At 39.9% G+C, this 25,682-nt stretch carries 22 protein-coding genes and 1 tRNA gene; 21 read left to right on the forward strand and 2 right to left on the reverse strand.

The features are described 5' to 3' along the window. Positions 1 to 121 precede the first annotated feature (121 nt). The 3 genes from BM102_RS04860 to BM102_RS04875 all read left to right on the forward strand — a co-directional run bounded on the left by BM102_RS04860 (position 122) and on the right by BM102_RS04875 (position 3,010). Positions 122 to 1,267 carry an MFS transporter gene (locus BM102_RS04860; protein WP_090479449.1) on the forward strand — a complete coding sequence of 382 codons (1,146 nt, stop codon included), beginning with the start codon at positions 122 to 124 and terminating at the stop codon, positions 1,265 to 1,267. Positions 1,268 to 1,525: 258 nt separating this feature from the next. Then, positions 1,526 to 1,605 (forward strand) — tRNA-Leu (locus tag BM102_RS04865). A gap of 556 nt (positions 1,606 to 2,161) precedes the next feature. Continuing rightward, positions 2,162 to 3,010 (forward strand): hypothetical protein, encoded by an 849-nt coding sequence (locus tag BM102_RS04875; protein WP_143085458.1) that lies wholly within the window; start codon positions 2,162 to 2,164, stop codon positions 3,008 to 3,010. A gap of 88 nt (positions 3,011 to 3,098) precedes the next feature. Here BM102_RS04875 and BM102_RS04880 read toward each other — a convergent pair whose 3' ends face one another. Next, entirely contained in the window at positions 3,099 to 4,058 is a 960-nt protein-coding gene (locus tag BM102_RS04880) for a P1 family peptidase (RefSeq protein ID WP_090479459.1), read from the reverse strand. 161 nt (positions 4,059 to 4,219) lie between these two features. On the opposite strand from BM102_RS04880, the gene BM102_RS04885 reads away from it, so the two are divergent. From BM102_RS04885 to BM102_RS04925, 9 genes are all read left to right on the forward strand, one after another. Then, on the forward strand, positions 4,220 to 4,579 hold the full coding sequence (locus BM102_RS04885; RefSeq protein ID WP_074788734.1) for a GntR family transcriptional regulator: 360 nt from the start codon (positions 4,220 to 4,222) through the stop codon (positions 4,577 to 4,579). After that, entirely contained in the window at positions 4,579 to 5,292 is a 714-nt protein-coding gene (locus BM102_RS04890; protein WP_090479462.1) for an ABC transporter ATP-binding protein, read from the forward strand. The genes BM102_RS04885 and BM102_RS04890 overlap by 1 nt, the downstream gene beginning before the upstream one ends. Further along, on the forward strand, positions 5,292 to 6,032 hold the full coding sequence (locus BM102_RS04895) for a hypothetical protein (protein ID WP_090479465.1): 741 nt from the start codon (positions 5,292 to 5,294) through the stop codon (positions 6,030 to 6,032). The genes BM102_RS04890 and BM102_RS04895 overlap by 1 nt, the downstream gene beginning before the upstream one ends. 127 nt (positions 6,033 to 6,159) lie before the next feature. Beyond that, positions 6,160 to 7,575, forward strand: coding sequence for an efflux RND transporter periplasmic adaptor subunit (locus tag BM102_RS04900; protein WP_177194904.1), 1,416 nt, complete (start codon positions 6,160 to 6,162; stop codon positions 7,573 to 7,575). A 9-nt stretch (positions 7,576 to 7,584) separates the two neighbouring features. Continuing rightward, positions 7,585 to 8,337 carry an ABC transporter ATP-binding protein gene (locus tag BM102_RS04905; protein WP_033153562.1) on the forward strand — a complete coding sequence of 251 codons (753 nt, stop codon included), beginning with the start codon at positions 7,585 to 7,587 and terminating at the stop codon, positions 8,335 to 8,337. Next, on the forward strand, positions 8,337 to 9,623 hold the full coding sequence (locus BM102_RS04910; RefSeq protein ID WP_090479471.1) for an ABC transporter permease: 1,287 nt from the start codon (positions 8,337 to 8,339) through the stop codon (positions 9,621 to 9,623). Before BM102_RS04905 ends, BM102_RS04910 begins: the two co-directional genes overlap by 1 nt. A 261-nt stretch (positions 9,624 to 9,884) precedes the next feature. Beyond that, positions 9,885 to 11,405, forward strand: a complete 1,521-nt coding sequence (locus tag BM102_RS14165) for an efflux RND transporter periplasmic adaptor subunit (protein ID WP_143085459.1) — start codon at positions 9,885 to 9,887, stop codon at positions 11,403 to 11,405. A 10-nt stretch (positions 11,406 to 11,415) separates the two neighbouring features. Then, positions 11,416 to 12,147, forward strand: a complete 732-nt coding sequence (locus BM102_RS04920) for an ABC transporter ATP-binding protein (protein ID WP_044937303.1) — start codon at positions 11,416 to 11,418, stop codon at positions 12,145 to 12,147. Beyond that, positions 12,141 to 13,427, forward strand: coding sequence for an ABC transporter permease (locus BM102_RS04925; protein ID WP_090479474.1), 1,287 nt, complete (start codon positions 12,141 to 12,143; stop codon positions 13,425 to 13,427). Before BM102_RS04920 ends, BM102_RS04925 begins: the two co-directional genes overlap by 7 nt. A 34-nt stretch (positions 13,428 to 13,461) precedes the next feature. Here the strand turns inward: BM102_RS04925 and BM102_RS04930 are convergent, their stop codons facing one another. Beyond that, positions 13,462 to 15,099, reverse strand: coding sequence for an ABC-F family ATP-binding cassette domain-containing protein (locus BM102_RS04930; protein WP_033153566.1), 1,638 nt, complete (start codon positions 15,097 to 15,099; stop codon positions 13,462 to 13,464). A gap of 165 nt (positions 15,100 to 15,264) precedes the next feature. Between BM102_RS04930 and BM102_RS04935 the strand changes: the two genes are divergently transcribed. The 9 genes from BM102_RS04935 to BM102_RS04975 all read left to right on the forward strand — a co-directional run bounded on the left by BM102_RS04935 (position 15,265) and on the right by BM102_RS04975 (position 25,645). Further along, on the forward strand, positions 15,265 to 17,568 hold the full coding sequence (locus BM102_RS04935) for a RelA/SpoT family protein (protein ID WP_090479476.1): 2,304 nt from the start codon (positions 15,265 to 15,267) through the stop codon (positions 17,566 to 17,568). Position 17,569: 1 nt separating this feature from the next. Next, complete coding sequence (locus BM102_RS04940) at positions 17,570 to 18,193, forward strand: MBL fold metallo-hydrolase (RefSeq protein ID WP_090479479.1); 624 nt, start codon at positions 17,570 to 17,572, stop codon at positions 18,191 to 18,193. Next, positions 18,190 to 19,629, forward strand: a complete 1,440-nt coding sequence (hemZ, locus tag BM102_RS04945; protein ID WP_090479482.1) for a coproporphyrinogen dehydrogenase HemZ — start codon at positions 18,190 to 18,192, stop codon at positions 19,627 to 19,629. Before BM102_RS04940 ends, hemZ begins: the two co-directional genes overlap by 4 nt. After that, on the forward strand, positions 19,620 to 20,879 hold the full coding sequence (gene hisS / locus BM102_RS04950) for a histidine--tRNA ligase (RefSeq protein ID WP_090479485.1): 1,260 nt from the start codon (positions 19,620 to 19,622) through the stop codon (positions 20,877 to 20,879). The genes hemZ and hisS overlap by 10 nt, the downstream gene beginning before the upstream one ends. 10 nt (positions 20,880 to 20,889) lie before the next feature. Beyond that, positions 20,890 to 21,708 (forward strand): ATP-dependent sacrificial sulfur transferase LarE, encoded by an 819-nt coding sequence (gene larE, locus BM102_RS04955; RefSeq protein WP_090479488.1) that lies wholly within the window; start codon positions 20,890 to 20,892, stop codon positions 21,706 to 21,708. 81 nt (positions 21,709 to 21,789) lie between these two features. After that, positions 21,790 to 22,533: a tRNA threonylcarbamoyladenosine dehydratase gene (locus BM102_RS04960; protein WP_090479491.1), complete on the forward strand. Its 744-nt coding sequence runs from the start codon at positions 21,790 to 21,792 to the stop codon at positions 22,531 to 22,533. A 4-nt stretch (positions 22,534 to 22,537) separates the two neighbouring features. Beyond that, positions 22,538 to 23,479 carry a LysR family transcriptional regulator gene (locus BM102_RS04965; RefSeq protein WP_044937330.1) on the forward strand — a complete coding sequence of 314 codons (942 nt, stop codon included), beginning with the start codon at positions 22,538 to 22,540 and terminating at the stop codon, positions 23,477 to 23,479. 65 nt (positions 23,480 to 23,544) lie between these two features. Beyond that, positions 23,545 to 24,177 carry a precorrin-2 dehydrogenase/sirohydrochlorin ferrochelatase family protein gene (locus BM102_RS04970; RefSeq protein WP_090479493.1) on the forward strand — a complete coding sequence of 211 codons (633 nt, stop codon included), beginning with the start codon at positions 23,545 to 23,547 and terminating at the stop codon, positions 24,175 to 24,177. A gap of 124 nt (positions 24,178 to 24,301) precedes the next feature. Continuing rightward, on the forward strand, positions 24,302 to 25,645 hold the full coding sequence (locus BM102_RS04975; RefSeq protein WP_090479496.1) for an HD-GYP domain-containing protein: 1,344 nt from the start codon (positions 24,302 to 24,304) through the stop codon (positions 25,643 to 25,645). The last annotated feature ends 37 nt before the right edge of the window (positions 25,646 to 25,682 follow it).

Genomic DNA, 25,682 nt, shown 5'->3' on the forward strand with positions numbered 1-25,682 from the left:
AGGTTCTATTTTTGCAGTTTACGGGGATAGTGCGCCCTTTTTTAAGCGATAGAAATTAATTGCTTATAACATCGTGCCGCACTATCTCCTTATTCTAAAAAATAGATAAGGAGATTTTTTTATGGAGATTTATAATAAAGAATTAGAAATTCAAGGAAATAATGAGCTTCGTGCAAGAAGCAAAAAGATAAATATAAAAGCACAGCTAAGAAAGATTTATGCTATAGACAGCTTTGGCGCATTTATGATTGCAGGCGCTTCTTGGGTTGCGCTGCTGGCAGCTCGCGGTTTCTCAACACTGGAGATAGGCTGGTTTGAAAGTATTTTTCATGTGGTAAGCATGGTATGTGAAGTACCATCTGGCGCGGTGTCAGATGTGTTTGGACGAAAGAAATCTATGGTGCTTGCCCAGATAATGTCTATGTTATCTGCAATGATAATGATATTCACTGATTCCTTCATCTCAATTGCTTTCGCTATGGGAGTGAGTGCATTGAGCTATAACTTAGCGTCAGGAACTCGCGAGGCATTGGCATACGACAGTATGAAAAAGGCTGGCGTCGAAAAGAATTACGAAGACTTCTTTTCAAAAGATATGATTATCTATGAGATATTCAGTTCATTAGCTACACTTCTTGCGGGAGTGGATTTAATGCTGGGTTACCGTAGAGCATATTTGGTTGATATCATCATTGGAAGCGTAGCTTTAGTATTTGCATTATCGTTGACGGAGGTTCATGCTGAAGGCCATGAATCAATGGACGTGGCTGGCAGATTCAAAGAAGTTGCTATTGGCTCAATCAAGTTTTTAAAGGAGAATCGCAAAGCGAGACTGATAATTCTATTTAATGCTGCAATCGGGGCAGTGGCGGTTTTGATAGCATTCTTCATGCAAGCAAAGCTTCCTGAAGTTGGCTTGAGACCTGTGTTACTTGGTCCAGCACTGTTTATTATAGGCTTGTCAGGTGCCCTTGGTTCAAAGGTAGTCACATTTTTCAACAAGCTAGGATATAGGACTATTGGTCTTATTTCCTTTTTGGGAGTTGTCCTTGCCTTTGCCTCAGTATTAGTTGGCAATCCATATGTAATGATTGTGGGAGCGTGCATTGGTTCTTTTGCAGACAGCTTTATTGAAATCAGATCAGATGTAGTGCTGAACGACATGATTCCATCAGGCCAGAGAGCCACTTTGATGTCAGTAAATTCATTTACATATTCGGTTATAATGATTCTGTTATCACCGGTGTTTGGATGGATTTTTGGATAGAGCTTTAGGTGGAGTATCGGGGTGAGTTTCAGGTAGAACTTTAGGTGGAGTCTCCGGGTTTGTTTCAGGTAGAACTTTAGGTAGTGCTTTGGTCATTGGAAATGATAAAATCTGGTTGAATATTTAGATAATTGGTAGGTCTTTCAGATGTATTCTGAAAGGCCTATTTTTTGTTGCATTGGGAGTAGCAGTGTGATATATTATTGGAGTCGATGAGCCGACATCGAGGTCGTAGACTTGGTCAAGACCTTGATTCACGCGGGTGTGGCGGAATTGGCAGACGCGCTAGATTTAGGTTCTAGTGGGAGACCATGCAGGTTCAAGTCCTGTCACCCGCAGTAATCTCACATACTTCTGTATGTGAGATTTTCTTTTTTTCATTTGCTATCATTTCGATAGCGATTTTCACGAAACAGGTCATACAATTGCTAGTTTTTGGTGTATGTAATAGATTGGCAATTGCGGGGAAAATGAGTGTTATTGTGATTTGGTATTAGGAAGTGTGGTGAGTTAAGTAATTTTGGAGTAGTACGGATTAGGAAAGCATTAATTGGGGCTGATAGGACCGGTTTTACCACTAGCGGGTAGTCAGATGTTGTTTGCTAGAGGTACAAAATATGTACATTACCACTAGCGGGAGATGGAATACTGAGAGCTAGAGGTACGAAATTGTTGGTTTACCACTAGCATAATCAGAACTGAATTCTGCTAGTGGTAAAAAATGAGAGACATACCACTAGCGTAAGTGTGATTGCTTCATGCTAGTGGTATAGGTGCAAAAGAATACCTCTAGCTGTCACAGAAATACTATTTGCTAGAGGTAAAGTGACGAAAAGATACCACTAGCAAGTTAAAATAGCTGGAATGCTAGTGGTAAATGTAGGTTTGAGAGCTATGATTAAGGAGGTAGAGTTATTGAAAAGCTTCATAGATGCAATAAATCAAGAGATAGATAATATTAAGGGAGAAATAGAATCACTAGAAAGGAGGTATCCAAAGGATGATGGATATTTCCTTGAAATAAAGAAAAATCGGGGGAAATATACTCAATTCTACAAATGTAAAATGATTCCTGGACAAGGAAGATTTAAGGTAGAGAGAACTTTTATAAAACGAGATGATATTGATGTGGCTAGGAGATTAGCACAAAAGGATTTTGATTTTCAGTTGCTAAAGATATTGAATGAGCAATTGATAGCATTAAATGGGACGATACAAGAGTTCCCTAAACTAGACGGGATGATGCTATATAATGAATTGTCAGATGCGCGCAAGGCTCTGATTGACAGCAAATATATAGATGATCAAACTTATATAGAATGTTGGCTAGCCCAATACAACGAACAGGATGCAGCAGATTCTTTCCAAAACAAATATCCAATTGAAACATCCTACTACACAGATAATGGGGAGCATGTTAGATCTAAATCAGAGAAGATTATTGCAGATAAGTTTGCAAAAGAAGGAATTCCATATGTATATGAGCCTGTTTGTGAGTTGAACAGAAAGGGGCTGCATCCCGACTTTGTGTTATTAAATCAAGAGACCAGACAGACATATTTCTATGAGCACTTTGGCATGATGGACAAGCCAGAATACGCTATAGCTGCAGTGAAGAAAATTGCGAAATATAGAGAATTAGGGTATGAGTATGGCAAGAACTTGCTTTATTCTTTTGAGACTGGCGTTGATGGATTAAACATAAATGATTTGTATAGGATAATTTTAGAGAATTGTAAATAAAAAAGAGTAGGTATTTGTTCTCCGTGATTAGATACCTACTCGATATATACAGTCAAAAAGGCTATTGCACAATGCAATAGCCTTTTACTTATTTTACACTTCTTTTTATAGCTTCACACATTACGTGGTTTGCGAGGGTTCCTACAACATCAAGGGGCGCTTCTACATTTCCTAAAGACATGGCGTAGATGCTGTCGCCGTCCATTGATGTGTGGATAGGGCGTATGCATCGAGCGTAGCCATCGTGGGTCATGCCGGCTACTTTACAGAGCTGTGTTTTGTTGAGCTTTGCATTCGTAAATACGATACCAATGGTAGTGTTAGTTGGTGCGCCGGCAGGGGCTTTATCGGCAGAGTCGGAAGGCTTTCCAGCCATAGCCATGGTGTACATTAATTCTTCGCAGGAAACATCATTAAGTGATTTACCGTCTTCTGCTAAAACACCAGCTATTCTTTTTCCATCAACATAATCATATACATCGCCAACAGCGTTAGTGCAGACGATTGCTCCGACTTTTAATTCATCAAGTTCTACAGCGTAGCTGCCAATTCCTGACTTTGTGCATCTGTCAGGACCAAGCATTTTTCCGACAGTTGCGCCACATCCTGCACCATGACTACCATTTTCAAAGTTGCCATGTTCTCCTTCGAAAGCTTTAATGCAAGCTGCATATCCCATTTCTTTATCCGGATATACGTTAGAAGCTTTATAGCCTAGATCAAAGATATCTGACTGGCAAACAAGTGGTACAACAACATCTCCAACAGGGAAGCCAATTCCTTTTTCAGCTAAACATTTCATAACGCCACCGGCTGCATCCAAACCGAAGGCTGAGCCTCCGCCTAAAACAACAGAGTGAATAACCTCTGCAGCAGCAAGAGGATCCATCAATCCTGATTCACGGCTGGCTGGGCCACCGCCGCGAATATCGAGACCGCATGGTGCTCCTTCTGGGGCAACGATAACAGTGACACCAGTTCCAGCGTCCTGATTTTCAGCCTGTCCTATCTTAAAATTTCCAATCTGGAAAATATCAATTTCTTTCATAAAAACCTCCTAAAAAATTATTAAGTAGGGGCAGTAAACAAAGCCCTAGAAAACATTTTACAACAAAAAATAAAAATGTGTAAAAAAACTATTGACAGCACTAATAACCTAGTGTACTATTCAGATAGTACAGTAGTACATGACACAGGAGGAGTGTGAATATGCAGTTTGATTCAAAGACACCCATTTACTTACAAGTAATTAACTCTATCAAAATGGATATCGTTAACGAACGTATTAAATGCGGAGAAAAGCTTCCATCAAGCCGAGAGCTGGCTGTTAAATATACAATCAATCCAAACACGGCCGCTAGGGTTTACCAGGAGCTAGAAAGGGAGGGTGTATGTTACACCAAAAGAGGCATGGGCACGTTTGTGACAGATGATGTAAATATTATCAAAGCATGTCGACAGGAAATGGCGCAGGATGCTTTAAATCTATTCTTGAAAAGCATCATGGAGCTTGGAATTACTAATGAAGAAGCAATAGAAATGATTAGAAGTAGAAAGGACGAAATGTGATGTTAAAAAGTGTTGATGTTACTAAAAAATTTGTTGGCAAAACCGCGGTAGATGGCATAACAATGAGCCTCGAACCAGGACACATTTATGCAATGCTAGGTCCTAATGGAAGCGGTAAGACTACTTGGATGAAGATGGCAGCAGGCCTTATAAAGCCTACATCTGGCGAGGTGCTTTACAAGGATACTCCAATCGGTATCGAAAGCCGTAAGGAAATCGCCTATATGTCTACTGAGCCATATTTCTATGATTGGATGACAGTTGGGGATGTTGGAAAATATTATAAGGATTTCTTTGCAGATTTCTCTATGGATAACTACAGAGATATGGTTATTAGCATGGATTTGGATATGAAGCAAAAGGTGAAATCACTTTCATCAGGTATGATGGCTAAGCTTAAGGTTGCAGTTACTATGGCTAGAGATGCAAAAATCTACATGCTAGATGAGCCATTAAATGGAATTGATTTGCTTGCAAGAGATGAGGTTATGAACATGATTCTTGATGCAGCATCAGATGATAAAATTCTTCTCATTTCAAGCCACTTGGTTGAAGAGCTGGAGTCAGTTGTTGATAAAGCAATCTTTATTAAGCAGGCACAGCTTGTAGGTGTATTTGATGTAGAAGGTTTACGTATGGCAGAAGGCGTATCTTTGGCTGATAAATATCGCCAGGTATTTTCAAATATTACATGTATGGAGGGGATTGCATAATGGGAAACTTAATTAAATACGAATTCAGAAAATCATGGTCAATGAAGGGAATAATCCTTGTTATAACAGCTATATTTGAGGTGTTGTTTTTAATTGGTGTTTTCATGCAGAAGGAAACCTTTTTAGCAATAGGTGTAACCCTTCTTTCTATGATAGCTGTGTGTTCAGTGTTTATTATTGGTATATTTGGTATTTACACACTTAGTCGTGATTTGAACACAAAGCGAAGCTATATGCTTTTTATGACACCAAATAATAGCTTTAAGATTTTAGGCGCAAAGCTTATTGAAAATGCAAGTTCTATTATAGTAGTAAGTGTATGTTTTGTGGCACTTGCAATTGCTGATGTTTCTATTTTGGCTGCTACTTACGGAGAGTTTAAAGAGTTATTCCAGTTTATAAATGCCCTTTTAGGCGAAAGCTATTACGTTGATTCATATAGATTTGCCATGATTAGTGCTGCATCAGTTGTAAATTGGATTTCCACAGTATGCTTAGGTTTCTTTGCCGTAATCATCTGCGCGACATTATTAAACGGCAAGAAATACAATGGATTCCTCAGCTTCTGCATCTTCATCGCAATCTCAATTTGCCTTAGCAAGTTACTTGGCGTGTTTATCGACGATGGATTGGATTTTAATACAACACGTGTAATCATCCAGATTGTTTATTATGCAGTTGTTTCAGTAATTCTTTATGTTGCATCAGCATGGTTAATGGACAATAAGCTTTCAGTGTAAATCTAAAAAGATTCTTAAATAAAAATTAAAAGTATTTACATTACAGTGGATTATATTACACTAAACAAGATATGAAAAAGTTATACGAACATACCTTACCCAGGATATGTTCAAAAGGAGGATGAAATTGGGCGTTATAAAGAAAATAGGTGGCTTCTGTAAAAAGCATTTGAAGCTAATCATTATTCTGGTTGTTATTATTGGCGTAGTGTTGTTTATAAGACACAAGGCTCAGGTTGCGGCTCAGGCTATGCTTGATGCTCAAAACGAACCTGTCACATCTACTGTTGAAAAGATGGATTTGAAAAAGTCTGTTGGTGTTACTGGAACACTTACAGCAAATGAGACACTTACTGTTACATCAACACTTGGTGGCACAGGGGTTACAGGCGTAAAGGTTTCTACTGTAAATTATGAGGTAGGAGATTACGTTGAAAAGGGCCAGACAGTAGTTGAGTTTGACGGTGATGATTATGAGCGTAAGCTTACAGAGCTCAATCTTCAGAACGATATTACAAACACTGAAGCTAGCATGAGCATCGAGGATATGCAAAAATCCATCGAAGATACTCAGAAGAAGATTGATGAAAAGCAGAAGTGGCTTGATGATAACAAGGCAATCTATGAAAATCTTAAGGATGCCTTTGATCAGTACGAGAAATACAAGGATTCTGACCCATCTGTAGTAGAGCGTTGGAACAGAGAATCAGCAGCGGCAGCCGGCAGAAGCGAGCCAGTTTCAGTTCAGGGATATGAGGCAGTTGAGGATGAGGTTGATGCTCTTAAGGAGCAAATCCGCACAACTCAGAACAAGATTGAACTTGCTCAGATGCAGCAGAACTATGCTCAGAATTACACACAGGTAGATGCTAAAAATGATCTTTACGAGAGCATGGATAAGACAAAAGTTGCGGCACCTATTTCAGGATATATCCTTACAATGAACGTTGAAGAGGGTAACAACTATACACAGGGCAATACCGTATTTACGATAGCTGATACAAGCGGATTCATTGTAGAGGCAACAGTTAATGAATATGATGTAGCGAATATCCAGAAGGATTTACCAGCTACAGTCAAGTTTGAAGCTACAGGGGATGAGGAATTCACCGGTACAGTTTCATTTGTATCAATTGCATCTGAGGCAACAACAAGTTCATCAGCTGCTTCATCAGCATATGGCGCAGCTACAGCATCGTCAGCTGCAGGAAGCGCTGCATCATACAAATTAAAGATTAAGATGGATGGAACAGACGATAGATTCCGTGTTGGTATGACAGCAAAGGCAAGCATCGTTCTTGATTCTGTTTCAGATGTACTTGCAGTACCTTATGACTGTGTTCAGCAGAAGGACGACGGAAGCTTCTTCGTAACATCTATCGCCGATGATGGAACAAAGAAGGATATCCCAGTTAACAAGGGACTTGAAAGCGATTATTATGTAGAGATTTCTGGTGATGGAATCAAAGAAGGCATGACTGTAGAGGCAATCGTTAGCGATGCACCTAGTACAGATATTATGGATTATATGACTTTTGAATAGGAGGTCGTTATGGCAGCAGGAGATTTAATGCTAGACCTTCGTGATATTCATAAGAGCTTTTTCATCGGTACACCAAATGAATTTGAGGTTCTTCATGGAATTAATCTTACCGTCAATCAGGGAGAGTTTGTTTCCATTGTAGGACAGTCAGGTTCCGGTAAATCTACATTGATGAACATAATCGGTGCCTTAGATAGACCTACACTTGGAGAGTACACTCTTGATGGAGTAGATATTGAAAAAGCAAAAGATCATGAATTGTCTGCACTTAGAAATAAAAAGATAGGTTTTGTATTTCAGACCTACAATCTTATTGCGAGAACCAACGCACTTAAAAACGTTGAGCTCCCAATGATGTACGCAGGAATGGGACGTGGTGAGCGTACAGACAGAGCAAAGATGCTACTTGAAGAAGTTGGCATGACAGATAGAATGCACCACAACCCAGATGAGCTGTCCGGTGGTCAGAAGCAGCGTGTAGCCATTGCAAGAGCTATGGCTAACGACCCAGCTATCATCCTTGCAGATGAGCCTACTGGTGCGCTGGATTCAGCTACTGGACGAATGATAATGGATATTTTCCACAAGCTCCACGAGGAGCAGGGAAAGACAATTCTTCTCATTACCCACTCACCTGAGCTTTCGCAGGAGACTGACAGAATTATCACTATCAAGGATGGAACAATCCTGGGTGAGTCAAAGGGCAATTGGAAGGGACTTTCTTCTGATGAACGCGCAGGCGTAAAGAAGGAGGTGGAGTAATGTTATTTACAGAAAACATACTGGTTGCCTTAGCAGGACTTAAGGCTAATATAATGCGCTCCCTTCTGACTATGCTTGGTATCATCATTGGTATTGCATCCGTTATTGCAATTATGACCGTTGGTAATTCCATCACATTGATTGTAAACAGCACTATGCAGGACCTTGGAGCAAACAACCTTGAAATGGGTGTTATGCAAAAATCCACAGACCAAACTAATGAAGATGGAACAAGTTACGGTGATGGATATGTCAGAGAAATGACTGACAGCGATTTGATTACTGATGAGATGATTCAGGCGTATAAGGATGAATTCCCTGATGATGTTCAGTATATCCTGAAAATGGAAAATGTTGGTGACAAGGGTAAGGTTGTTGATGGCAATAAAAATGCCAATGTCCAAATTGTTGGATATAACAAAGATACCTTTGAATTTAAGGATTACAAAATGGTTGCAGGACGTCAATTCCTCAACCAGGACTTTGAAAATGCAAAGAAGGTTTGTCTTGTAACAGACAAATTTGTTGAGCGAATTTATGATGGTGATAGCGAAGCAGCTCTTGGCCAGGAGGTTGAGGTTAATGTAGCTGGCACATACTATAATTACTACATAGTAGGTGTTTACGAATACGTTGAGGATAAGTTCTCATTTGGTGTTTCAGACAATCCAACAACAGAGCTTGTAATTCCTTACGAGACAGCTAGAACAGCTAATCACAATCAAAATAAAGGCGATTACTACTTCACAATCGTTACATCAGTAAATACAAACAACGACGATTTTGCTATAAAGACACGTGATTTCTTTAATGTAAATTACTATTCTAGAAATGACACTTACGAGGTAATGGTTGTAAGTATGACATCTATGATGGATTCAATGAATTCCATGATAGGTATGATTCAGCTGGCACTTTCTGTAATTGCCGGCATATCACTTGTAGTTGGTGGTATAGGTGTTATGAATATCATGCTGGTATCAATCACAGAGCGAACCAAGGAAATCGGTACACGAAAAGCCCTTGGTGCTACAAATAGTTCTATCCGAATGCAGTTTATAACCGAATCAGTTGTTATCTGCGTAATCGGTGGAATCATCGGAATTATACTTGGTGTAGTTCTTGGTACAGTTGCTGTTAAGCTGATGGGATATGAAGCTGCAGTATCTGCACAGAGTATCATAGTTGCCGTAGCCTTCTCAATGGCTATCGGAATATTCTTTGGATACTATCCAGCCAACAAGGCGGCCAAGCTAAATCCTATAGATGCCCTAAGGTATGAGTAGCATGGTGTGTGAATTATAAAAAACATTCTGTAGTTAGCAAGCTCTACTATTTCTCAAGCGAGACGTGTTGTCGAGCGGAGAAATCAGTAGGCTTGATAACGTAACAGGATGTTTTTTTTATTGAATTTGTACATTCTGAGAACCCCATGTGACGACCATCTGAATTATTCTGAAAGGTATGTGGAATCCGTTTACTTGGGGGAAAAATCCTAGTAAAGTGTGTGAAGTTAATCAAAAACATATTTTACCAGGAGGGACAAAATGCCGAAGGATTCTCAAAAGTTTTCTATCCTTTCTAAATTGGGTAGTTTTGTAAAGCGCTTTGGGCGTTTTATTAAAAAACATTTATTACTATTTATCATTCTTATTATTTTAATCGTAGTTGGAATTATATTTGGAAGAAAGTATCTGATGAAGACAAACTCACATGAAGTTGAGGAAACACAGACACTTACAACTTCTGTAGAAGTAATGGATTTGCAGTCTTCCATTAGTGTAACTGGTACACTTGCAGCAGGGCAGACACAGTCTGTAACATCAACAGTTGCAACAGGTACTGAGGTTGCAGCAGTTTACTATGAAGTAGGTGACTATGTTGAAGCTGGAACGGTTATCGTAGAGTTTGATGCAGATGACTACGCCACAAAGCTTGCTGAGTTAAATGCAAAATACAACATCTCTGATATCGAGGATGCTCATACTCTTCAGGATTATTTAGATCAGATTGAAGATAAGCAGGAAGAGATGGCTGAGATTCAGGAATACTTAGATGAGTGGGCTGATGTTTATAACAACCTTGTGGATGCCTACAATGATTATCTTGAGTACGGCGATTCAGATTCTTCAGTAGCTAGCCGTTGGACAACAGAGTCAAATGCAGCAAAGACCCTTGATGATGGTAACGGAGTTACAATTTCAGGATATGAGTCAAAGCAGGAAGAACTTGAAACAATTCAAGATGAAATTGAAGAGCTTCAGTATCAGTATGAGTTAGAGCAGTTGAATCAAGAGTATGACAATACATATACAAAGTCAGAAGAGTATGATTCAGTAACAGAAAGCCAGTCAGGCACACAGGTTGTTGCTCCATTTTCTGGATACATTACAGCAATCAATGTAGAAGAGGGAAATAACTATACACAGGGTAATACCGTATTTACAATATCAAATACAGATTCATTTGTTGTAGAAGCAACAGTTGATGAGTATGACATTGCATCTCTTAGCGAGGGACTTTCAGCAGTAGTTAAGTTTGACGCTACAGACGATGATGAGTTTACAGGTACAGTTTCATATGTTGCAGTTACATCTGATTCTACAACATCAAGCTCATCTTCAAGCACAGGCAGCACATCTGCAAGCTACGAAGTAAAGATTACACTTGATGATACAGACGATAGACTACGTGTTGGTATGACAGCAAAGGCTTCAGTTATCCTTGAATCAGTAACAGATGCATACGCAGTACCATATGATTGTGTTGAGACAGATGCAGATGGAAATAGCTATGTAACAGCTGTTGATGATGAAGGAAATGAGACAAAGATTGAGGTAACGCTTGGTCTTGAAAGTGATTACTATGTACAGATTATCAGCGATGAATTATCAGAAGGACTTCAGGTAAAGGCAACAGCATCAAGTACATCTACTAATTCATCAGATGAGTCACAGGATGAAAACAACTCATTACTTAACATGGGCGGCGGCCAAGGTGGCGGCGACATGGGCGGTGGTGCTCCAAGTGGTGGCGGCGGCCAGGGTGGCGGCCCAGGTGGAATGTAGGAGGTGAATTATGGCAGCAGGAGATATCATGTTAGATCTTCGTGACATCCATAAAAGCTTCTTCATCGGAACACCAAACGAATTTGAAGTTCTTCACGGCGTTAATTTTAGCGTCCGTGAAGGAGAATTCGTATCTATAGTGGGACAGTCTGGTTCAGGAAAGTCAACACTTATGAATATTATTGGTGCCTTGGATAGACCTACAAGTGGTGAATATACACTTGATGGTGTGGACATAGAAAAAGCGAAGGACCACGAATTATCTATTCTAAGAAATAAGAAAATTGGATTTGTATTCCAGACCTACAATTTGATAGCGAGAACAAACGCTATTAAGAATGTAGAGCTTCCAATGATGTACGCTGGCATTGGAAGAGCAGAGAGAAATGAAAGAGCAAAAATGCTTTTAGAGCAGGTTGGCATGACAAACAGAATGATGCACAACCCAGACGAGCTCTCCGGTGGACAAAAACAGCGTGTAGCCATTGCAAGAGCTATGGCAAATGACCCTGCAATCATTCTTGCTGATGAGCCTACAGGTGCCCTTGATTCTGCTACTGGACGATTAATCATGGATATATTCCATAAGCTCCATGAGGAACAGGGCAAGACTATTGTTTTGATTACGCACTCAAATGAGCTTTCGTTGGAGACAGAGCGCATCATCACACTTCGAGATGGTGATATAAGAGGCGAGTCTAAAGGTCAGTGGGAAACAATAAAGGAGGATTTAGCATGCTAATTATGGAAAACGTCCTCCTGGCACTGGCAGGACTAAAGTCCAATATAATGCGTTCCCTGCTTACAATGCTTGGTATCATCATCGGTATTGCGTCAGTTATTGCAATCATGACAGTTGGTAATTCTATCACTGTTATGGTTAACACGCAGATGCAAGAGATGGGTGCAAATAACTTAACAGTTGGTGTATCGGCAAAGAGTACTTCGGAGGAGACTACTTCTTCGGGACTTCATTTCGGCGCCGGAAATCGTAGATCTATGGACACGGAGGATTACATTACCGACGATATGATAGATTCCTTCCTTGAGGAATACAGCGATAACATCAAATATACACTCCTCTCATCAACTGTTGGTTCTGGTACTGCCATCGACGGTGATTTGTATGCCTATGTTAATGTTGTAGGTTATAACGAGGATTATATGGAATATAACGACCCAGAAATACTTGCAGGTCGTACATTCATAGAAAAGGATTATGAAAATGCTCAGAAGGTTTGTATTGTTTCAGACTACTTTGTCAATAACATGTTTGATGGGGATACTTCCGCTGCTTTGGGCTCTGCTGTAGAAATCAGCATAAACGGAAAGTATTATACATACTACATCGTAGGTGTTTACGAATACGATGATAGTACATGGTCTAGTGATTCTACTGAGGATACAACAACGGATTTATATATCCCTTACGATACAGCTAGAACACAGCTTCATACAATTAATGATGGATATGAAAGCTTTACACTTGTAACTACAATCGATACAGATTCAGAGGAGTTTGCAGATACTGTTGAAACTTATTTCAACACAATGTATTACTCTAACAATGATGATTATGAGGTTTCAGTTACAAGTATGGCCAGCATGATTGAATCAATGACCACAATGATTGGAACAATTGAGCTTGCACTTGCGATTATCGCAGGAATCTCCCTTGTTGTTGGTGGTATTGGTGTTATGAATATCATGCTTGTATCAATCACAGAGCGTACTAAGGAAATTGGTACTAGAAAAGCTTTGGGAGCAACAAATGGTTCCATCAGGCTTCAGTTCATTACAGAATCAGTTGTTATCTGTATAATGGGTGGACTTATCGGAATAATACTTGGTGTTGTTCTAGGATCTGTAGCTGCCACATACATGGGCTACTCAGCATCCGTATCAATCGGCGCCATCATAATTGCCGTAGCCTTCTCTATGGTCATTGGAATCTTCTTCGGATACTATCCAGCTAACAAAGCTGCGAAATTAAATCCAATCGAGGCTTTACGATATGAATAAAAAAATGCCAGCCCTCTGGGCTGGCATTTTTTTATTAATCATCAAGTTCATCAGAAGATAACTCAAGTACTGTACGCTTACGAGCCATTTCGTCTGACTCAAGGTATTCGTCGTATGTAGTCATCTTGTCAATCATGCTTCCGTTAGGAAGGATTTCGATGATACGGTTTGCTGTTGTCTGTACGATTTCGTGGTCACGAGAAGAGAAGATGATAACTCCTGAGAACTTCTGGAGACCAGTGTTAAGTGCAGTGATTGATTCCATATCAAGGTGGTCAGTAGGCTCATCGAGCATGAGTACGTTTGAGTTTTCAATCATCATACGTGAAAGAAGTACACGTACCTTTTCACCACCAGATAATACCTTCATTTTCTTAGCTCCGTCATCGCCTGCGAAAAGCATACGACCAAGGAATCCACGAACATAAGTAGCATCCTTGATTTCAGAAAACTGTGTAAGCCAATCTACAATGAGAAGGTCTGTGTTGAAAATCTCTGTGTTGTCCTTAGGGAAGTATGACTGAGATGTTGTAACACCCCACTTGTAGCTTCCTTCGTCTGGCTCCATCTCACCAGCAAGAATCTGGAAGAGAACTGTCTTAGCCTTTTCGTTTGAACCAACTAAAGCAATCTTGTCCTCACGGCCAACGTTGAATGTAAGGTGGTCAAGGATAAGCTCGCCATCGATTGTCTTTGTAAGGTTTTCTACTGAAAGAACCTCGTTTCCGATTTCACGAGCTGGTCTGAAATCGATGTAAGGATACTTACGGCTAGATGGGCGGATGTCATCAAGCTGAATCTTCTCTAATGCACGCTTACGTGATGTAGCCTGCTTAGACTTAGAAGCGTTAGCAGAGAATCTCTGGATGAACTCCTGTAATTCTTTAATCTGCTCTTCCTTTTTCTTGTTAGCTTCCTTACGCTGTTGAATGATAAGCTGTGAAGACTGATACCAGAAATCATAGTTACCAGCGTAGAGCTGAATCTTGCCGTAGTCGATATCTGCAGTATGTGTACATACCTTATTTAAGAAGTAACGGTCATGGGATACAACGATGACTGTGTTTTCGAAGTTGATAAGGAACTCCTCAAGCCATGCGATAGCATCCAAATCAAGGTGGTTAGTAGGCTCATCGAGAAGAAGTACATCAGGTGAACCGAAAAGTGCTCTTGCAAGAAGAATCTTGACCTTTAATGCACCAGGAAGCTCTGACATCTGTGTGTAGTGGAACTCTGTATCAACACCAAGGCCGTTAAGAAGAGTAGCAGCATCTGCTTCTGCATTCCAACCATCCATCTCAGCAAACTCAGACTCAAGCTCAGCTGCGCGGATACCGTCCTCATCAGAAAAGTCTTCCTTCATATAGATAGCGTCCTTTTCTTTCATAATGTCGTAAAGACGCTGATTACCCATAATTACTGTATCAAGAGCTGTGAACTCATCATACTTGAAGTGATCCTGCTCTAAGAATGAAAGTCTGTTACCAGGGCTCATTGTGATTTCGCCACTAGTAGGCTCTAACTGTCCAGATAAAATTCTAAGGAAAGTAGACTTACCAGCACCGTTAGCACCGATGATACCGTAGCAGTTACCCTCTGTAAATTTGATATTAACCTCTTCGAAAAGGGCTTTCTTGCCGAAACGAAGAGTAACGTTATTAGCTTGTATCATATAAATAATCCTTTCATAAATCAAACTATGTCAAACCTGACATATGATATCAAAAATTTTTAAAATTGTCTAGAAAATTGCCTATTTTTAGCCCCCTTATTATTGCTTTTTAGCCTGTTAAATTATATAATATTTAATAATTTTTTCATGGAAGGTGGTGATATCATGGCAGTTCAAAACAAGGACGAATTAGAAAAGCTAGAAAACAATATTGCCTTTGAAAGCCAGGGTGTCATCGCTACTGCGGACTTTGTTGATCCGGACGAGCTCTACAAGGAGCTCATTGATAGAGTGCGCAAATATCATCCTAATACCGACATTTCTATGATTGAAAAGGGCTACAACCTTGCGCGTAAGGCCCATGAGGGACAGGTGCGTAAATCTGGTGAGCCATATATCATTCATCCACTTTGCGTTGCAATTATCCTTGCTGATTTGGAACTTGATAAAGAAACAATTGTGGCTGGTCTTCTTCACGACGTTGTTGAGGATACCATCTACACAAAGGAAGAGATAGCAGCAGAGTTCTCTGACGAAGTTGCAGAGCTTGTGGATGGTGTTACAAAGTTAGGACAGTTGAATTACGATGCGGATAAGGTAGAAATCCAGGCGGAAAACCTTCGTAAGATGTTCCTTGCTATGGCAAAGGATATCCGTGTCATCCTTATCAAGCTTGCAGATAGACTTCACAACATGCGTACCTTGAAGTACATGCGTCCTGAGAAGCAAAAGGAAAAAGCGCGTGAGACCATGGAAATCTACGCTCCACTTGCTCAGCGTCTTGGTATTAGCAAGGTTAAAATCGAGCTTGATGACCTTTCACTTAAGTATCTAGAGCCAGATGCTTACTATGACTTAGTTGAAAAAATCGCACTCAGAAAGAGTCAGCGTACAGAATATATTAATTCTCTTGTAGAGGATGTTTCAAAGCACATAAAGGATGCGGAAATCGAGGCCGAGGTTTATGGCCGTGCAAAGCATTTCTTTAGCATCTACAAAAAGATGGTTAATCAGCACAAGACCATCGATCAAATATACGATTTATTTGCAGTTCGAATCATTGTAGATTCTATCAAGGACTGTTATGCGGCACTTGGCGTTATCCACGAAATGTACACTCCTATTCCTGGTCGTTTCAAGGACTATATTGCTATGCCAAAGCCAAACATGTATCAGTCTTTGCATACTACAGTTATCGGACCTAATGGTGCGCCTTTTGAAATCCAGATTCGTACATACGAAATGCATCGTACCAGCGAATACGGTATCGCTGCCCACTGGAAATACAAGGAGAGCGGTGAAGGCTCCACTGTTATGGGCGAGGAAGAAAAGCTTTCTTGGCTGCGAGAAATCCTTGAGTGGCAGCAGGAAATCTCTGATAACAAAGAGTTTTCTTCCTTATTAAAATCAGATCTTAATCTGTTTTCTGACACAGTATTTTGCTTTACCCCATCAGGTGATGTTAAGAACCTGCCAAACGGTTCTACACCTATTGATTTTGCCTATGCGATTCATTCTGCAGTAGGTAACAAAATGATTGGCGCAAAGGTCAATGGCAAGCTTGTGCCTATCGATTACGTCATCCAAAACGGAGACCGTATCGAGATTGTCACATCTCAGAATACAAACGGCCCAAGCCGTGACTGGCTGAGCATTGTCAAAAGCTCTCAGGCCAAAAATAAAATCAATCAGTGGTTCCGCAGTCAGTCCAAGGATGAAAATATCGCCAAAGGTAAGGAACTTCTTATTGGTTCGGCAAAGCAAAAGGGTGTTGATTTAGGTGATATCAACAAGCCAAAATATCAGGAAATCATCATAAATAAATACGGATTCCACAGCTGGGAGGATTGCCTTGCAGCAGTAGGTCAGGGTGCCATAAAAGAAGGTGCTGTCATCAACAGAATGTTCTCGGCATGGCAGAAAGACCACCCAGTTAAGGTTACTGACGAAGAAATATTGGCAGAGCATTCTGGCTCAGGCAAGGAAGCTAAGCCAAAGTCTAAAAATGGTATTACAGTTAGCGGACTTTACGATGTTTCAGTTCGTTTTTCAAAGTGTTGTAATCCAGTTCCAGGTGATGAAATCGTTGGTTTTGTTACCAGAGGAAGAGGTGTATCAATTCACCGTACCGATTGCATCAATATGATTAATCTTCCAGAATTCGAAAAAGAGCGTCTTATCGAAGCCGAGTGGGCCCGCGACGCAGAGGAAGATGGCAAGAAGGGTGGAGTATACCTTACAGAAATCAACATTTACGGAAATAACCGTACAGGACTTTTGGTTGATATTACTCGCATATTCACCGAAAGAGAGATAGATATCGATTCAATCCATTCAAAGACAAGCAAGCAGGGCGTTGCAACTATTACTATCAAGTTTGGTACACAAAGCCGCGAGCAGCTTCGTTCACTTGTTGAAAAGATTAAACAGGTTGAGTCTATCATCGATGTAGAAAGACCTAGAGGATAAGATGAAAGTAGTAAAAGTACTTTTGCCGGCAGCGGCAGAAAACTGCTATATAGCCATAAATGGAGACACAAATGAATCAATCATAATTGATCCAGGCTCAGCTTTTGAGCGTATCAAGTCTGCAGTGGAAAGCACTGGCACAAAGCCGGTTGCTATCCTTTTGACACATGGTCATTTCGATCACGCCGGGGAGGCTGCATCCACAGCAAAGGAATATGGCATAAAGGTTTACACACACGAGGCTACAGCAGAGGAGCTTAAAAATCCAAGCATCAACTTATCTGGAGATATGTTTGGAGATTCCAAAAGCTACAGCGCAGATGTTTTCTTAAAGGATGACGAGGAAATAGATTTAGCAGGACTTCATATCAAGTGCCTTTTCACACCAGGTCACACACCAGGTGGATGCTGTTTCTATTTTCCTAATGAAGATATAGTTTTTACCGGAGATACATTGTTTAGTGGTTCTGTGGGACGCACAGATTTCCCAGGTGGTTCCATGAGCCAGTTGGTTGGGTCAGTCAAATCAAAGCTTATGACTCTTTCAGATGATACTATCTGTTACCCAGGCCACAATGAGCCAACCACTATCGGTACAGAAAGGATATACAATCCATTTTTATGATTTACATACAATTAAACGAAGATAATTTTGAATATGATATTTATTCACTAGTTAAAGCCTTTTATCCAAAGGAAGAGGTCAAAATCTCTACAGAGCCCACACCTGAGGATGCAGGGCTTCTTTTTTCGATGCAGGTTAATTACTCAGACAATGTTCTTACATTAGATGGTAAGGAAATCGAAATCGACTATTCTGACCGCCCAGATACAAAGAACCGTTTGAAGCTTGCAATATACGAAAGCCTTAGCAAACGCACTGGTAAGGAATTGCCATGGGGCACTCTTACAGGCATCCGCCCAACCAAAATTAGCCTTGGTATGATAGAAGAAGGAGCAGATGATGCTGACATTGCTTCATACATGAAGGATACCTACCGCACCTCGGATGCTAAAATCAATTTGAGTCTTCAGGTTTCTCACAAGGAGCATGAGCTTTTATCAAAGATAGATTACGACAATGGTTATTCGGTCTATATTGGCATTCCATTTTGCCCTAGCACCTGTTTGTACTGCTCATTCACTTCATATCCAATAGGGCTGTGGAAGAAAAAGCTAGATGATTATCTGGATGCTCTTGAAAAGGAAATGGCTTTTACAGCTGAAGCATGCAAAGAAAAGAGCCTTACTACAATTTACATCGGCGGCGGTACACCAACATCTCTTGACGAGGAGCATTTGGAAAAGCTTCTTACACTTGTAGATAAGTACTTTGACACAAAATCCCTTTTGGAATACACAATCGAAGCTGGCAGACCGGATTCCATCACATACGAAAAACTACAGATTATGAAGAATCATCCAGTTAGCCGTATTTCAATCAATCCACAGACAATGAATCAAAAGACTTTGGATTTGATTGGCCGATTCCACAAGGTTGAGGATATTCGCCGTGTATACGGATGGGCTCGAGAGCTTGGCTTCGATAACATCAACATGGATTTGATTCTGGGACTTCCTGGGGAGACCATTGAGGATGTGAAGTACACTCTTGATGAAGTTGAAAAGATGGCACCGGACAACTTAACTGTTCATTCTTTGGCACTTAAGCATTCCGCACGTCTCAATATTGACAGAGAGTCGTATGATGATTATTTAATCGAAAACTCACAGACTCATATGGATATTTGTCTGGACTGTGCACATCATATGGGCATGAATGCATATTATCTTTACCGCCAGAAAAATATGGCTGCAAATCTTGAGAATATTGGTTATGCAACCCCAGGTAAAGAGGGGCTTTACAATATCTTGATAATGGAAGAGAAACAAACTATAATGGCACTTGGTGCTGGCTGTTCATGCAAGTTTGTTGCTGACCATGGCAAGACAGTTACTAGATGTGAAAATGTCAAGGACGTTCAATTATACATTGACAGAATTGATGAAATGATAGATAGAAAAAGAGAAAGACTTAGAGAGGATTTAAAATGGCTTTAAACAAGAAACCAGTTAATGGAATGAAAGACATCCTTCCATACGAAATGGAAGTTAGAGACTACGTTACTTCTATAATCAAGGACACATATCGTTCTTTCGGCTTCACTCCAATCGAAACACCTGCAATGGAGTCAATCGGCAACCTTTCTAATAAGCAGGGTGGCGAAAACGAAAAGCTTATCTTCAAGGTAATGAAGCGTGGAGAAAAGCTTAACATACCTGAGGCACAGACTGAGGATGATGTAGTAGATTTTGGTATGAGATATGACCTTACAGTACCTCTTTGCCGTTTCTATTCAAATCACGCAAATGAGCTTACATCACCATTCAAGTCACTTCAGATTGGTTCTGTTTGGAGAGCAGACAGACCTCAGCGTGGTCGCTATCGCCAGTTTACACAGTGTGATATCGATATTCTTGGTGAGCCTAGCAATCTTGCAGAGATAGAGCTTATCCTTGCTACAACTACAACACTTGGACGTATTGGTTTCAAGAACTTCGAAATCCGCATCAACGAGCGTCGTATCCTTAAGGCAATGGCAGCTTATGCAGGTTTTGCAGAGGAAGATTACGATTCAATCTTCATCACACTTGATAAGATGGACAAGATTGGTCTTGATGGAGTTTCTAAGGAGCTTCTTGAGTCAGGATATTCACAGGAGTCAATCGACAAGTATGTTGGTCTTTTTGCAGCACTTGAAAATGTTAAGGATGTTGCAGAAGGCATGAACATTCTTCTTGATAAGCTCGGTGATTTCCTCGATGTGGAAGTTGCAGATTGGATGAGAGAAATCGCTTCTGCAGTAAACGCTACAAAGGAAGCTGATTTTGAGCTTGTATTTGATCCAACACTTGTACGTGGTATGAGCTACTACACAGGTACTATTTTTGAAATCGCCATTCCTGAGTTCGGCGGAAGCTGCGGTGGTGGCGGACGTTACGACAAGATGATTGGTAACTTTACAGGCCAGAATACACCAGCCTGTGGTTTTTCAATCGGCTTTGAGCGCATCATCCTTCTTCTTATGGAGCAGAGCTTCAAGGTTCCAGGAGCAAGCAAGAAGATTGCTTACCTTGTTGAAAAAGGCTATCCAGCAGAGAAGCTTGCTGAGGTTATGGCTCAGGCAAAGGCTGCACGTGCAGAGGGCAATACAGTTCTCGTTGTTCGTATGAACAAAAATAAAAAGTTCCAGAAGGAACAGCTTTCAGGTGAAGGCTACGAGGAATTTGTAGAGTTCTTTAATCGATAAAAGGTAGATTATGAATCAGGAATTAATGGACAAATACGATAGACTAAAGGACTACTTTAAGGATTTAGGAAAGGTTGCGGTAGCGTTTTCCAGTGGAGTTGATTCCACATTTCTTCTTTATGCAGCACATGATGCTATAGGGGACAATGCTATTGCAGTGACTGCTTCTTCCTGTTCTTTCCCAAAGAGAGAACTGAACGAAGCAATCGACTATGCTAAATCACTTGGAGTTAGACATTTTATCGTTGAATCAGAAGAATTAGAAATAGACGGGTTTGCACAGAACCCACCAAATAGATGTTATCTTTGTAAGAAGGAGCTTTTTGAAAAGATGTTTGCACTTGCAAAGGAGCAGGGGATAGAGTACGTTGCTGAAGGTTCCAACCTTGATGATAATGGTGACTATCGCCCAGGTTTACAGGCTGTTGCTGAGCTTGGAGCAAAAAGCCCACTGAGAGATATCGGATTTACGAAGTCAGAAATCCGTCAGCTTTCAAAGGAGCTGGGGCTTCCAACAGCAGAGAAACAGTCATTTGCTTGTCTGGCAAGTCGTTTCCCATACGGAGAGACAATCTCAGAAAAGAAGCTTTCAATGGTTGATAAGGCAGAACAGTTTTTATTAGATGAGGGCTTCAAACAATTTAGAGTACGTATTCATGGAGACAATGTTGCGAGAATTGAGCTTAGTCCTTCTGATTTTCCTAGAATGTACGATGAAGCATTCAGATTAAAGGTATATGATAAGCTCAAGGAATACGGTTTTGCATATGTGGCACTTGATTTAAAGGGCTATCGCACAGGCAGTATGAACGAAACATTGGGCTTGTAATATTGACAAATAGCATTATAAAAAATATTATATGAATACCTACTGATTTGGTAGGTATTCATTTTTTGTATAGAGGTATTTATGTTAAATCAGTTTTCGAGAACAGAACTTCTTCTTGGCAAGGAAGCCATGGAGGGGCTGGAGAATAAAAGAGTTGCCATTTTCGGAATTGGCGGAGTAGGCGGATATGTATGTGAAGCCTTGGTACGAAGTGGGGTAGGACATTTTGATTTGATTGATAATGATACTGTTTCCCTTACAAACATCAATCGCCAAATTATAGCTACTCATTCTACTGTGGGAAGGCAAAAGGTGGAGGTAATGAAGGAAAGAATGCTAGACATTAATCCTGATGCAGACATTACCATTCATCAGTGCTTTTTCCTTCCAGAGAATGCTAATGAATTTCCGTTCGAAACATACGATTATGTTGTCGATGCAGTAGATACTGTTACTGCTAAGATTGAAATAATTATGCGCTGTAAGGAGCTTGGAGTTCCTGTTATAAGTGCCATGGGAGCAGGCAATAAGCTTGATCCAAGTAGATTTAGAGTTGCTGATATCTATAAAACAACAATGTGCCCATTGGCAAAGGTAATGCGTAAAGAGATGAAAAAGCGTGGGATTAAGGATTTGAAAGTGGTATTTTCTGATGAAATGCCAGTTAGCCCAATAGAGACGGAGGATGTGGAGCCATTAAATCCTGGAAAAAGGGCAACTCCAGGTTCTATAGCTTTTGCACCATCAGCTGCAGGCCTTGTATTGGCAAGCGAGGTACTAAAGGATTTAACTAACGGATTTAGCAGAGACAAAATAGGGGAATAAAACTATGACATTACAACAAGTATTGTACGCGTTAACTATTGAAGAAATGGGGTCAATGAACAAGGCTGCGGAGAAGCTATACATTGTTCAGCCTACACTTACAAGTGCCATTCAAGAGCTGGAAAATGAGGTGGGACTGACCATTTTTATGAGAACCAATAAAGGTGTTATAGTAACACCTGAGGGGCAGGAATTCTTGGATGACATCAGAGGTTTCTATCGTCAATACGATATTGTAATGCAAAAATATAAGGATGAAGGTACATACAAAAGAAAGTTTGGTGTATCAACTCAGCACTACACATTTGCTGTAAGAGCCTTCATTGATATGGCAAAAGAATACGATATGAATCAGTTCGATTTTGCCTTGAGAGAGACCACCACATATAACATTATTAAAGATGTCAGCTCCCTAAAAAGTGAAATCGGTGTTCTCTACATAAGCGAGCATAATCGCAAAGCTTTAAATAAGCTTTTCAATGAGCATTCAGTGGAGTTCCATCCACTAATCAAGTGCCGTGCTTTTGTTTATTTGTGGGGAGAGCATCCACTTGCTCAAAAAGAATATATTACGTTTGATGACTTGAAGGATTATCCTTGTCTTTCCTTTGAACAAGGAGAAAATAGTGAGTTTTTGGCAGAAGAGATTCTTAGCGAGAACATATATCCTCAGACTGTAAGAGTTACAGATAGATCAACAATGCTTAATCTGGTTCGTGCAATGAACGGTTATACACTGTGCTCTGGAATTGTTTGGGGAGATTTGAACAGTGACGGATACGTTGTTGTCCCTTACAAAGGTGATGAGGAAAACCCAAACAGCGTTATGGAAATAGGCTATATCACCAAGAAAAACTCTGTAATGAGTAAGATAGGTGAGCAGTATCTGGAAGAGATAGATATTGCATTATCTCAAATTGATAAGAGCGTTATTTACGAAGAATAGTTTTTTCACATATTTTTGCTATAGTGTATACACTGATGATGAGAAAACGTATCAAGGAGGTGTATATGGCATATTTTCCAATGTTTGTAGATATAACAGATACTAACTGCCTGGTAGTTGGTGGCGGTGAAGTAGCCCTTAGAAAGGTAAATGTACTTCTTGATTTTGGTGCAAAGGTACATGTGATTGCCAAAGAAATCTCTATGGAATTGGCTGCTTTATCTGAGGAGACGGATCATCTTCTCTTAGAACAGCGCGAGTTTACACCACTTGACCTTCAGGATCGCAAGTTGGTTGTTGTTGCAACTAACGATAATGAGCTGAATGCTCAGATTTCTATGATGTGCAATGAAGGAGGTATTCCAGTTAATGTTGTAGACGACCAGGCTAAATGTTCTTTTATTTTCTCGTCATATATTAAAGAACAGAATTTGGTGGGAGCATTTTCTAGCAGTGGAAATAGCCCGGCACTTACTCAGTTTCTTAGAAATAAAGAAAAAGAGGTGCTTACACCAAAGCTTGGAGAGCTTAATGAGATGCTTGGCAGATGGAGACAGCCGATTACAGAGCTGTTCCCGCTTGAATCATCTAGGAAAAGTGCCTTTGAGCAGCTTATAGACTATGCTCTTTGCTACGATGGAATCCCAACAGATGAAGAGGTTGAGGAGCTTCTAGGCGCTATTAGCATGACATTATAAACATATCTAAGAAAAAGACCTTGAAAAAAAGGTCTTTTTTTGTGTATTTTTTGTCAAAAAAGACACATTTTTGCAAAAGTTGGGTACAATAGAAGTGTTATTTTATATAACGAGGGGTGAGAGTATGAGTACATTACAGAAAACAAGAAAACTAATAAAAAGATTGTTTATAATCTTAGGAATTTCTTTTGCTATCATCATTATTTCTTTTGTATTTCATGTGATTCAAGTTAACAAGTTTAATAGCCAGGAAAGATATTATACACCAGATACTGTATCCATGGATGTTATAGCGGATATTCATCCTAGGGGGATGCTTACAGATTCTTGGGAAAAGAATGATGCTTTCGATGATATGGTTATTAATGGCAAAATCTATGAAGCTACTGTAGTAAACAATTCAAAGTGTCTCTTAACAGATTGGCAGTTGAAGGTATATGTTCGGGAAAGCTGTTGGATTAATAATGCCTGGAATGGGACTATGGAAATTCATCAGTTTAAGAATGGCGTAGAAAACATTCAGACTTTAGATTTGAGAGATTATAACGTAAGTGATATTACTCTTGATTATTATTTGGCAGGACAGGATTTGCTTATTCCTCTTAATAGTGGTGATTATTTTATATATCATCCAAAAACAGGTAGTGATTCTGGAGAAGTACCAATTAAGTCAACATCGGAGCTCTCAGGTCAGTCCAACATTGGATTTATCCTGTATAGTCTGTCGGGGGACAATGATTTATCTGACTATGTAATGACATATCATCTTACTAAATCTTATTTTGCAGGCACAGCTGGAATGATATTTGTTGTACTTATACCGGCATGGATTTTACTGATAATTGTATCTGCAATAATTGGATGGATTATTTTAGGCTTCGAAAGTACTGTGAATTATCAAACCCAGATAATAGATGACATGTTTACAATCTGTAGCAATCTTGCAGATGAAAAAGATTATTATCACAAAGAACATTCTAATAGAGTTGCAAAATATGCTAAGAAAATTGCTGAGGCAATGGGAATGGATAAGCATGATTGTAATGTAGTGTATTATGGTGCACTCCTTCACAATATAGGTAATTATGCAGTACCGGAAAGAATTTTAGGAAAATCAACCAAGCTCACAAAGGATGATGAGAAAATTGCACAAATACATACAATTAAAGGCGCAAAATTGCTTGAAAATGTAAAGATGATACAGCTAGCACCTGCAGCAGCATTGTATCACCATGAACGCTTTGATGGAAAAGGCTATCCAATGGGCAAGAAAGGGGAGGATATTCCTTTAATTGCAAGGATTATTGCTGTCGCTGATGCCTATGATGATATTAGTCACGATAGAGAATATCGTAAAAAGTATAATCTAGAAGAAATGAAATTATTCTTTAAAGATAATTCGGGAACATGGTTTGATCCACTTATTATAGACGTGTTTCTAAAAATTATTGATACTATTGAGGAATAGTTGGGGAGTTTTTAAATGGTTAACATAGACAAGAAAA

It is taken from the genome of Pseudobutyrivibrio sp. JW11, assembly GCF_900115355.1.
GTDB classification, from domain to species: Bacteria; Bacillota; Clostridia; order Lachnospirales; family Lachnospiraceae; genus Pseudobutyrivibrio; species Pseudobutyrivibrio ruminis.

Coding starts and splice junctions, on each gene's coding strand:
- BM102_RS04975 (WP_090479496.1), top strand. CDS start 24,302: ATGAGTACATTACAGAAAACAAGAAAACTAATAAAAAGATTGTTTATA.
- larE (WP_090479488.1), top strand. CDS start 20,890: ATGAATCAGGAATTAATGGACAAATACGATAGACTAAAGGACTACTTT.
- BM102_RS04960 (WP_090479491.1), top strand. CDS start 21,790: ATGTTAAATCAGTTTTCGAGAACAGAACTTCTTCTTGGCAAGGAAGCC.
- BM102_RS04920 (WP_044937303.1), top strand. CDS start 11,416: ATGGCAGCAGGAGATATCATGTTAGATCTTCGTGACATCCATAAAAGC.
- BM102_RS14165 (WP_143085459.1), top strand. CDS start 9,885: ATGCCGAAGGATTCTCAAAAGTTTTCTATCCTTTCTAAATTGGGTAGT.
- BM102_RS04875 (WP_143085458.1), top strand. CDS start 2,162: ATGATTAAGGAGGTAGAGTTATTGAAAAGCTTCATAGATGCAATAAAT.
- BM102_RS04935 (WP_090479476.1), top strand. CDS start 15,265: ATGGCAGTTCAAAACAAGGACGAATTAGAAAAGCTAGAAAACAATATT.
- hemZ (WP_090479482.1), top strand. CDS start 18,190: ATGATTTACATACAATTAAACGAAGATAATTTTGAATATGATATTTAT.
- hisS (WP_090479485.1), top strand. CDS start 19,620: ATGGCTTTAAACAAGAAACCAGTTAATGGAATGAAAGACATCCTTCCA.
- BM102_RS04905 (WP_033153562.1), top strand. CDS start 7,585: ATGGCAGCAGGAGATTTAATGCTAGACCTTCGTGATATTCATAAGAGC.
- BM102_RS04940 (WP_090479479.1), top strand. CDS start 17,570: ATGAAAGTAGTAAAAGTACTTTTGCCGGCAGCGGCAGAAAACTGCTAT.
- BM102_RS04895 (WP_090479465.1), top strand. CDS start 5,292: ATGGGAAACTTAATTAAATACGAATTCAGAAAATCATGGTCAATGAAG.
- BM102_RS04910 (WP_090479471.1), top strand. CDS start 8,337: ATGTTATTTACAGAAAACATACTGGTTGCCTTAGCAGGACTTAAGGCT.
- BM102_RS04970 (WP_090479493.1), top strand. CDS start 23,545: ATGGCATATTTTCCAATGTTTGTAGATATAACAGATACTAACTGCCTG.
- BM102_RS04930 (WP_033153566.1), bottom strand. CDS start 15,099: ATGATACAAGCTAATAACGTTACTCTTCGTTTCGGCAAGAAAGCCCTT.
- BM102_RS04880 (WP_090479459.1), bottom strand. CDS start 4,058: ATGAAAGAAATTGATATTTTCCAGATTGGAAATTTTAAGATAGGACAG.
- BM102_RS04890 (WP_090479462.1), top strand. CDS start 4,579: ATGTTAAAAAGTGTTGATGTTACTAAAAAATTTGTTGGCAAAACCGCG.
- BM102_RS04965 (WP_044937330.1), top strand. CDS start 22,538: ATGACATTACAACAAGTATTGTACGCGTTAACTATTGAAGAAATGGGG.
- BM102_RS04925 (WP_090479474.1), top strand. CDS start 12,141: ATGCTAATTATGGAAAACGTCCTCCTGGCACTGGCAGGACTAAAGTCC.
- BM102_RS04860 (WP_090479449.1), top strand. CDS start 122: ATGGAGATTTATAATAAAGAATTAGAAATTCAAGGAAATAATGAGCTT.
- BM102_RS04885 (WP_074788734.1), top strand. CDS start 4,220: ATGCAGTTTGATTCAAAGACACCCATTTACTTACAAGTAATTAACTCT.